General features: G+C 76.4%; 4 protein-coding genes. 2 read left to right on the top strand and 2 right to left on the bottom strand.

Translation table 11 applies throughout. The annotated features are described in order from the left end of the window. On the bottom strand, positions 1–602 hold a 602-nt coding region (locus tag AB0F03_RS35725; RefSeq protein WP_362000111.1), incomplete at its 3' end, for a cysteine/serine endopeptidase inhibitor. A gap of 585 nt (positions 603–1,187) precedes the next feature. Here AB0F03_RS35725 and AB0F03_RS35720 point away from each other — a divergent pair. Beyond that, positions 1,188–3,827, top strand: a complete 2,640-nt coding sequence (locus tag AB0F03_RS35720) for a hypothetical protein (RefSeq protein ID WP_362000109.1) — start codon at positions 1,188–1,190, stop codon at positions 3,825–3,827. Between the two features lie 58 nt (positions 3,828–3,885). Beyond that, positions 3,886–5,439 (top strand): hypothetical protein, encoded by a 1,554-nt coding sequence (locus AB0F03_RS35715; RefSeq protein WP_362000106.1) that lies wholly within the window; start codon positions 3,886–3,888, stop codon positions 5,437–5,439. Here the strand turns inward: AB0F03_RS35715 and AB0F03_RS35710 are convergent. Continuing rightward, positions 5,420–7,627, bottom strand: coding sequence for a hypothetical protein (locus tag AB0F03_RS35710; protein WP_362000104.1), 2,208 nt, complete (start codon positions 7,625–7,627; stop codon positions 5,420–5,422). The two genes, AB0F03_RS35715 and AB0F03_RS35710, sit on opposite strands and share 20 nt — an antisense overlap. Positions 7,628–7,964 lie beyond the last annotated feature (337 nt).

Genomic DNA, 7,964 nt, shown 5'->3' with positions numbered 1-7,964 from the left:
AGCGTCGCGTACCGCAGACCCGCCTGACGGGCCTTCTCCAGATCCGCGGGCGACCCCCACGTCTCCACATACGGAGCCGCATACCGCGACGGGAATCCCGGGGCGCCCGGCGCGTCCGACGCCGGCACCCCGCTGCCCCCCGGTTCGGGTGAGGGGGAAGGAAGTTCGATGGCTTCGCCGCCATGGGTGACGAATTTCCAGGTGATGCCCTTGACGAGCCCCTTCTCCAGGGGGGCGAGTTTCTGGAACGCGGTCTGGCTGAGGTCTATGTGGTCAGCGGTGCACGAGGGACACATGTCCTTGACGGGCACGGTGATCGTCTTGCCGTTGTACGTCACCTGGACGTCGACACCCCGGCACAGCCGGTCCTGGTTGGGATCGGCGGACGTCCACCACTCGTGGGACACGGCGACAAGATCCTGGCCGGCCGCGTCGACCACGCTGCCGCAGGCGCCGTACCCGCTGTCGTTGTAGTACGTCATCTGACCGGAGACGGTCCGGGTACTGACCGGGTTGTCGGCCAGTGCCATGGACACACCTCCCAAGGTGACGGTCACCAGGGCGACGGCACCGCCCGCGATGATCCGGTTCCGGTTGGACACGCAATCTCCTGGTCGGTCTCATGTGTTGTGGGTCGGTCCTCGGCTCGGAACCCGGAGGTCGGCGGGTGGACAGGCCGGCCACGCCCGCCGGGCCGGGATGCTCCGGGACGGACGCCGTGCCGGGCCGATCATTGGAGAATCGGACGGGCATCGCAGCGATTCGCCGGGCCGTCTGCCCGGCGAGCCACTCACTCCGCCTTTTCGGTCACGTCCCGGGCCGCGCGGGGGCGGAGCTGACCGCCGCGGCCGGGCTCACCACCGGAGGGGAGACTGTGTCCCCTCGGACACGAGCCGCCGTTCGAAAGGGCACGGCCGGGCCGTGTTCCTTGTGGTCGGGCGGGCGCGCCTGCTGCGATGAACGGTGCCGGGTGAACAGCTTTTCCCCGGGGAGGCGCAGCACGGCAGCGAACACACGGCGACTGGTGAGAAGGGCATGAGCGAGACCCCTGACCGGCCCACCGGACCGGAGCGGACCGACGGAGCAGGCCGGTGGAGCGGCGCGGGGACGACCCCCGCGGCGGCCGGGGGTCCACAGGCCGCCGGGTCTGCCCCGGGCAGGCGTACCACCGCGTCGGACGACGACCTGTGAGGCGATGGACGACCGGCCTCGGCCCCCTCCGGACGATCGTGCCCCGGCTCGGCGGTACGGCCCGTCCGGCCCGGACCGCACCCGTCTGTCTGCTCGCCGCCGACGCCGACGAGTCGGCACGGCTCGCCGCGACGGTCGAGGCACTCGGGGACGGGGACCCCGGCCAGGCCACCGTGGTGGTCGCCGCGAGCCTCCCGGACACCCCGGACCTGTGGAAGCAGCTCGCACCGGTGCTCGACGGATACCGCCGGTCCGGCATCACCGGCGTGCGGCTGCTGTGGGCGGGCGCAGGAGCCGACCTGCCGGGACGTCCGGCTCCCGGGAGGCGTATCAGCGACACCTGGGGGATCGAGGTCATCGCCCCGGCCGGTCCGGTGGTCGTCGCGCCCGACGGGTCACTCTTCACCCCCGCCGGCCCCGACGGCTGGTGGCAGTTCAGCCCCGGTCTGGGACCCCGGCCGCTCGGGTTGCGCCATCCCGTGCCCAGCTGGGAGGACGCGGCGGCCCGCCTGACGCCCGACGCCGTCGGCGGACACGTGGTGGAACCGGTGCCCGCGGGGGTGCTGATACGGACGGCGGGACGGGTGCCGGACGCCGAACGGGCCGTCGCTGCCTCGCTCCCCGTGGACGCGCACCGCCTCGCCGTCGTGGTCGGCACCCCCGGCACGCCCCCGGTCCCCGCCCGCGCACTGGCCGAGCTGCTGGCCCTCCTGCCCTCGCGGGCCCGGGCCACCGCCCGCCTCGTTCCCGGGGACGGACACGACCTCCTGGGCACCGGCCAGGAGACCGCCGATCTGCTCGGCGCCGAGGTCGAGGTCGTGAGCGGGGTTCCCGCCCTGCTGGAACGGGCGGACGGCACGGGGACCGACCGGGCCGTGGTGCTGATCGGAGCGGACGGCGAACCGTCGTGGCGGCCCTATGTGGAGGCCGTCGCCTGCCTCCCGGCACACGGCGGGCCCGCTCCGGCACCACGCGTCCTCGTCCGGCGGCCGCCCGTCGCCGGACCGGCCGCCGCCGAGGACGGCACGCTGATGCTGCACGCGCCGTGGCGGGTCGCCGTCACCCGTGCCGGGCTGTGGGTGGGTTCCCACGGCGGTGTGCCTCCGGAGGCGTCCGGACGGGCACTCGAACGCGAGACGATGATGGTCCACGTCGGTGTGCCGGGGCAGCGGCTGGACGACGGGCTGTGGCCCGTGCTCGACACGCTGATGGAGCGACTCGAGCCGTCCGCGCAGGCGCGCACCACGCTCCATGTGCTCGGCAGTTGCAGCGCGCAGGGGCGGCGCCTGCTGCGAAGCGTCACCGAACGACGGGGAATACCCCTGGAGTACCGCCGGGACACGTCCGCCGGCCCCGCCGCCGAGAACCAGGCGGAGGAGGCTGCGGGGCCGGAGGAGCCCGTTACCGCGGACCCGGCCGCACCGCACGCGGACGCTGCCGCCGCCGAGGCGCCGTGGCACGCTTCGCCGATGAGTGTGCGGGTCAGGCGCGTGGCCGCCCCGCCCGCGCCGGTCCTCGACACCCCCGTCGCGTCCGTCTCCGCCGCCCGGAGGGCCCCGGTGCCGCCGGGCTTCGCCGAGGCGCTCGCCGCGAGCCGTCCGGTGGGCGCACCGGGCGACCGTTCCGTACCGGTCCGGTGGCAGGCCTCCCGCGCGGCCCCGGCACAGGCCTCCCCCGCGGCCCCGGCACAGGCCCCGGCCGGCACCCCCGCCCCTGCTCCCGCGCGGAGCACGGCCCCCGCAGCGGTGCCCTCGGTACCGCCCGTGACACCGCCGTCGTCGCCCCGGCCCGGCCGGGCCGCCGCCCAGGCGCCGCCGCCCGCGCCCACCGCCCCGGTGCGCCGGGCCGCCCGGCCCGTCCGCGTCACTCCGCTGCACCGGAGCAGCCCTTCCGACCGGCAGGCGCTGCGGGCGCTGGCCGGTGAGCAGTGGTGGCAGCAACAGGCGGCGGTCACCCGGACGTTGATGGTGGTGCCGGGGCTGCGCCCGCACAGCCACGACGAGGAGGCGCATGCGGACCTGGTCGCGGTGCGCTGCTTCCTCACCCTCGGCGACGGCCCGCTGAGCTGGGCGTGGCTGGAACGGCGCCTGGCGGCGGGGGCGGACGACGTACTGCCGTGCCTTTCCTGTCTGTCGTCCGGTCTCAGACGGCTGCCGTCGTACCGAGGGGTCGTCGTCCGCGACGCCGGAGTCCTCCCCGCGGAGGCGGAGACGCTGTCCCCCGGGAGGGAACTGCGCGAGGCGGGGCCGGTCGGCACGCTGGCACTGGACGGGGCTCCCGCATCGGCAGCGGACCGGTACCTCATCTGGTCGGTGACCGGGCGGCGCGTGCGCGGACTGTTGGCGCCGGCTCCCGCGACGGGGAAGGGCGAGGAGGTCGTCTTCGCTCCCGGTACGCGCTTCAGGGTTCTGGGCACGCGGGGCCGGCCCGGAGCCATGACGGTGCTGCTGCGCGAGCTGGCCGAGGGCGACCCCACCGGCCGGGACGGCCGGCACGAGGCCCAGGACAGGGGCGCCCTCGCGGCGCTCACGCAAGCGGCGGACCGGGTCCCGGGAGCCGGCGCCGCCGCGTCGTGGCCGCCCCGGCTCGCCGGACAGCTGGCCGAATCGTCCCGGGACGGGGACAGCCCTGCCTGACCACGCCGACCGGCCTCGCCGTGCCGGACGCACCCACCCCACAGCAGAGGAGAAGAACATGTCCGCTGAGCGCAGGACGCCAAGGCGCGGGGCGCAGCAGGAAGCCACCGGGCAGTTGCGGATGCGCCGGGCAGTGGTGCTGTCCGCTCCGCCCGCCCCGGCCCCCGCCACGCCCGGGACCGACGAGCCGCAGCGGGGGAGTTCGGGGGCGGCCGCGCGGACTGCTCCTGGTGGTACGGCGGCTCCCGGACTCCGGAACGCGGGCACGCACGGCGCGGGGGAGGGCCCGCGACCCGGCCGCCGGCCGGAGGGGAGCGAACGGCGCCGGCCCGCCGCAGGGGGGTCCGACACGGAGGGCGGTACGGCGGAAGGCGCCGCGCCGGCCGGCAACACCAAGCCCAGCCAGCGGCCGTTGCTGGCCGCGGCGGCGGTCGCCGGCGCGGTGCTGGTCGCGTTGCCGCTGGCGCTGAGCCACAACGACAAGGACAACGAGACCGACTTCGAGGCGTCCGGTCAGAAGTCCCCGTCGCCAGGCACGGCCGACCCGAACTTCATCATCGACGTGCCGACCCATCCCGAACCCGAGACCAGCTCCCGCTCCCTGCCGTCGGCCTCGTCCCCGGCGCCGTCCTCCCCGACGCCCGCCCCGTCGGCCTCCGGTATCCGCGTGTCACCCGGCAAGCCCTACCAGGGGCCCGGCATACGCGCCCCGCACCCCCACGTCCCGTCGACGCCCCGCTCCACGCCGCACGCCCCACAAGCCCTGGCCGGGGGCGCTCCTGCGCGCCCGGAGAGCCACCCCGTGGCCGGTGACGCCGAGCCCCGGGCGGCTTCGCCCGCGCCGGTGCGGGTCGCCCTGACCACCGCGGGAGGCGGCAGTGCCGCCCCGCGCACCGCTCCGCCGCGGACGGCGGCCGCGGCACGTGCCGCGGCCCCGTCGGTGCCCGGCCCCTCGGCGACCTCGCCCGCCACCACGACACCCTCGGGTCCGCCCCGGGCCGTCACGGTCAGGAGTCTGAGCGGTCAGGGCACACCGGCCGGTCAGCCCGCGACGACTCCGCAGGGCTCACCCACCGCCCAGACGGCACCGGCCGCTCGGACCACGCCCGCCTCCACCGGGCAGACCGCCACGGCACCCCCCTCCGCCGGGCAGACCGCCACGGCACCGGCCTCCGCCGGGCAGACCGCCACGGCACCGGCCGCTCGGACCACGCCCGCCTCCACCGGGCAGACCGCCACGGCACCCCCCTCCGCCGGGCAGACCGCCACGGCACCGGCCGTGGGCGGCCTGGTCGTGCAGGCCACCCGGGTCCTGGAGCCCGGCACTTCGATCGTGTCGGACCGGGCCGTCCTGTCCATGCGGGAGGACGGCAACCTGGTCGTCACCGACGAGAACGGCACGGTCCGCTGGTCCTCCCACACCGAGGGCCGGGGCTACAAGACGGTCTTCCAGGCCGACGGTCACCTCGTCGTCTACACCCGTGACGACCAGACGGCCTGGTCGTCCGGGACCGCGGGGCACGACGGTGCCGAGCTGGTGCTCCAGGACGACGGCGATGTGGTGATCCAGCAGGACGGCACCACCCTGTGGGTCAGCGGAACCGCTCACTGAGCGCGGCCGGGCGGGCCGTGGCGCCGGATCCGTCCGGCGCCGGGGCCCGGCCGCCCAGGCCGGGCGGCCGGGCGAACGGGTCCGGCGCGCCGCACCGCGGCAGACCGCTCTCCTCGTCCGCGAGCCAGACGCGCAGAGCCTCTTCGAGTTCCCGCACGATCGTCCGGACGTGGCCGTCCCCCGAGGAGGGAAGTTCCCGCATCAGCACGACCGTTCGCTCGCCCCGCCGGACCCGGACGTCCAGGACCTCGAACCGCGTCCCCGGCGGGAACAGCACCCGGTCCGGCACCTCCGGTTCGAGCAGGGCCGTACGGCGGCCGGTCACCGAGCGGATGACGATGTCGGTGTTGCCCCCTCTCCCGGGATTGCCGGTCAGGGACGCCGAGCACACGCCGTGCTCGATGACCTGACGGTGTGTGCCGTACCACCGCGTCTCGGCCTCGGTGAGGTCGGTGCGCAGCGCGACCACACCGTCGTGCGCGGGCAGCAGGGCCAGTCCTTCCAGGGCCGGCGCGGTCGGCGGCGGCACCTCGCCGCCCGGGCCCCCGCGTTCCCGCTCGGCATGCCGCCCGTGAACGGTCAGCTGCAGACGGGCGGCGAGGAGTCCCGCCAGGACGACCTCGGGCGCGTGGTTCCGGCCCAGCCCGGGGTGGCGCTGGAGCGCGAGGGCGACGATGGCGGTGTCCTTGGGGGAACCCGCACCGCGGAACGGATCGCCCGTCACCGCCTCCGGCTCCGCCGCGGCCCCTTCGGGCCGCGGCTCGCCCGCGGCGGACGGAAGCGCGGCGCGGACGGGGCGCGGGACCGCCGGCCCGGGACGGGCGGCCTGCGCACCCCACGGCCGGCCGGCGGTCAGCACCCGCACCAGCAGACCGGTCTCCGGAGGCAGGCGCCGGATGACCTCCTCGGCCAGTTGCTGCGACCGGGGCAGCACCTCGGGCACGCTGTCGTCGCACAGGATCAGCTCGTGGTGGGGATCGGGCGGAGCGGCGCGTACCTCGTCGGCGGACGACGGCTCGACGGAGGGCCGTATCCACAGGCCCCAGGGGAGCACCTCCAGCACCACGCCGGCTCCGCCGCGGTACAGGCCCCGGCGGAGCATCGAGAGATGGTCGAGGGGCCAGCGGTGGTCGACCGCGAGCGACGGGTGCGGCGGTCCCCCCGGTTCCGGCGGCAGACAGAGGTACTCACGGGCGAAGACGGGGCGTCCCGGCGTCCCGTCCGGCCCCGGCAGCGTCACCTCGTTCAGGGGCTCGTGGCCGACGACCGGGTCGGTGAGGGGAAAACCGTTGTAGACGTGTACGGGCTCGCCGACCAGGGCGGCGAGGGTCTCGCCGAAGGGACGGCCGCCGGGCGTCGGCACCCGCCCGGACAGCACGACGCGCATCGTGGATCTGGCGTCCTCCGGCAGACCCCGCCAGAAGTGCGCGACTTCCTCCGGCGCCGGTTCCGGAGCGCCGGGAGTGCCGATCACCACGGTGGCCGCATCGCCCCGGCCGCGCAGGCGGGCGGCCAGGTAGCGGCGGTGCCGGTGCTGGGCGGCGTCCTCACGCGCCGGGCGGAGCCACACCCCGGCGCTCACCGGTTCGGCCACGGCGGACGCCCCCACCGGCCAGGGCCGGTCGGGCAGGGTCTCGTCCCACGCGGGCCGGGGGAAGCGGCGGGACACGTACCGTTCCTGGCCCTCCGGTGTGCACAGCACCCAGCCGCGGCCCCGGTCCGCCCCGATGAACAGGGCACCTCCGGCGGACGGGAGCAGCACACCGTCCGGGACGATCACCTCCCGCCCCAGGCGCCCGGCCAGCCAGCGTCCCGCGGCGGCGGGTCCCTGCGCCGGAGGTCTGCCGAACACCAGTCGCAGGCCGCGCGGACCGGCGGGCACCGCACGCGCCACGGCCTCCTCCACCGCTTCCAGCGCCGTTTCCTGCGGGAGGTCCACCACGACCACCGCGTACGCGGGGTCGGCTGCCAGGCCGGCGGCGAACAGCAGGGACCGCCGGTCGGGTCCGGTGTCCGGGTGCACCAGCCATGCGCCGCCCACGTGTCGCACCGCCAGTTCGGCGGACGGCGCCGTGGCGCGGCTCCCGGCGGAGGGCACGGGCCGGGCCCTCGACGGCAGCCACGGCCGTTTCCTGCCTGCCGTTCCGGTGCCCTCGCTGCCGCTGGAGATCAAGTCCCTCTCCGCCACGACGCGGAACGTGCGTGGGGGAGCGGGCCGTCGGCGTGCGTGCCCCCGGAGAGCGGCCGGCGGCGCGGGCGGGCGTCGGGGGCGCCGGCCGCGGCAGCGGGAGACGCCGGCCGGGCCTCGACCGGACCGGTGGCCTGACTGCGATTCATGCGCGGTGTCTCCGTTGTCGTGCTGGGGTCCCGCTCGTCCCTGCCGGCACCCTCGGTCTCCGGCGTGACGTCCGGGCCGATGATATAGACGCCGGCCACGGCCGGCACGGCCCGAGGCCGCCCGCGGGGGCGCCGTGCCCGTCCGGGCAGCGATTCCGTCCGGACGGGCACGGATGTGGTGGACCGCC

The sequence above is a fragment of the Streptomyces sp. NPDC028722 genome (genome assembly GCF_040637655.1).
Classification (GTDB): Bacteria; Actinomycetota; Actinomycetes; order Streptomycetales; family Streptomycetaceae; genus Streptomyces.
The sequence above is the reverse complement of the archived record's forward strand: the minus strand, read 5'-3'. Positions and strand labels throughout refer to the sequence as shown.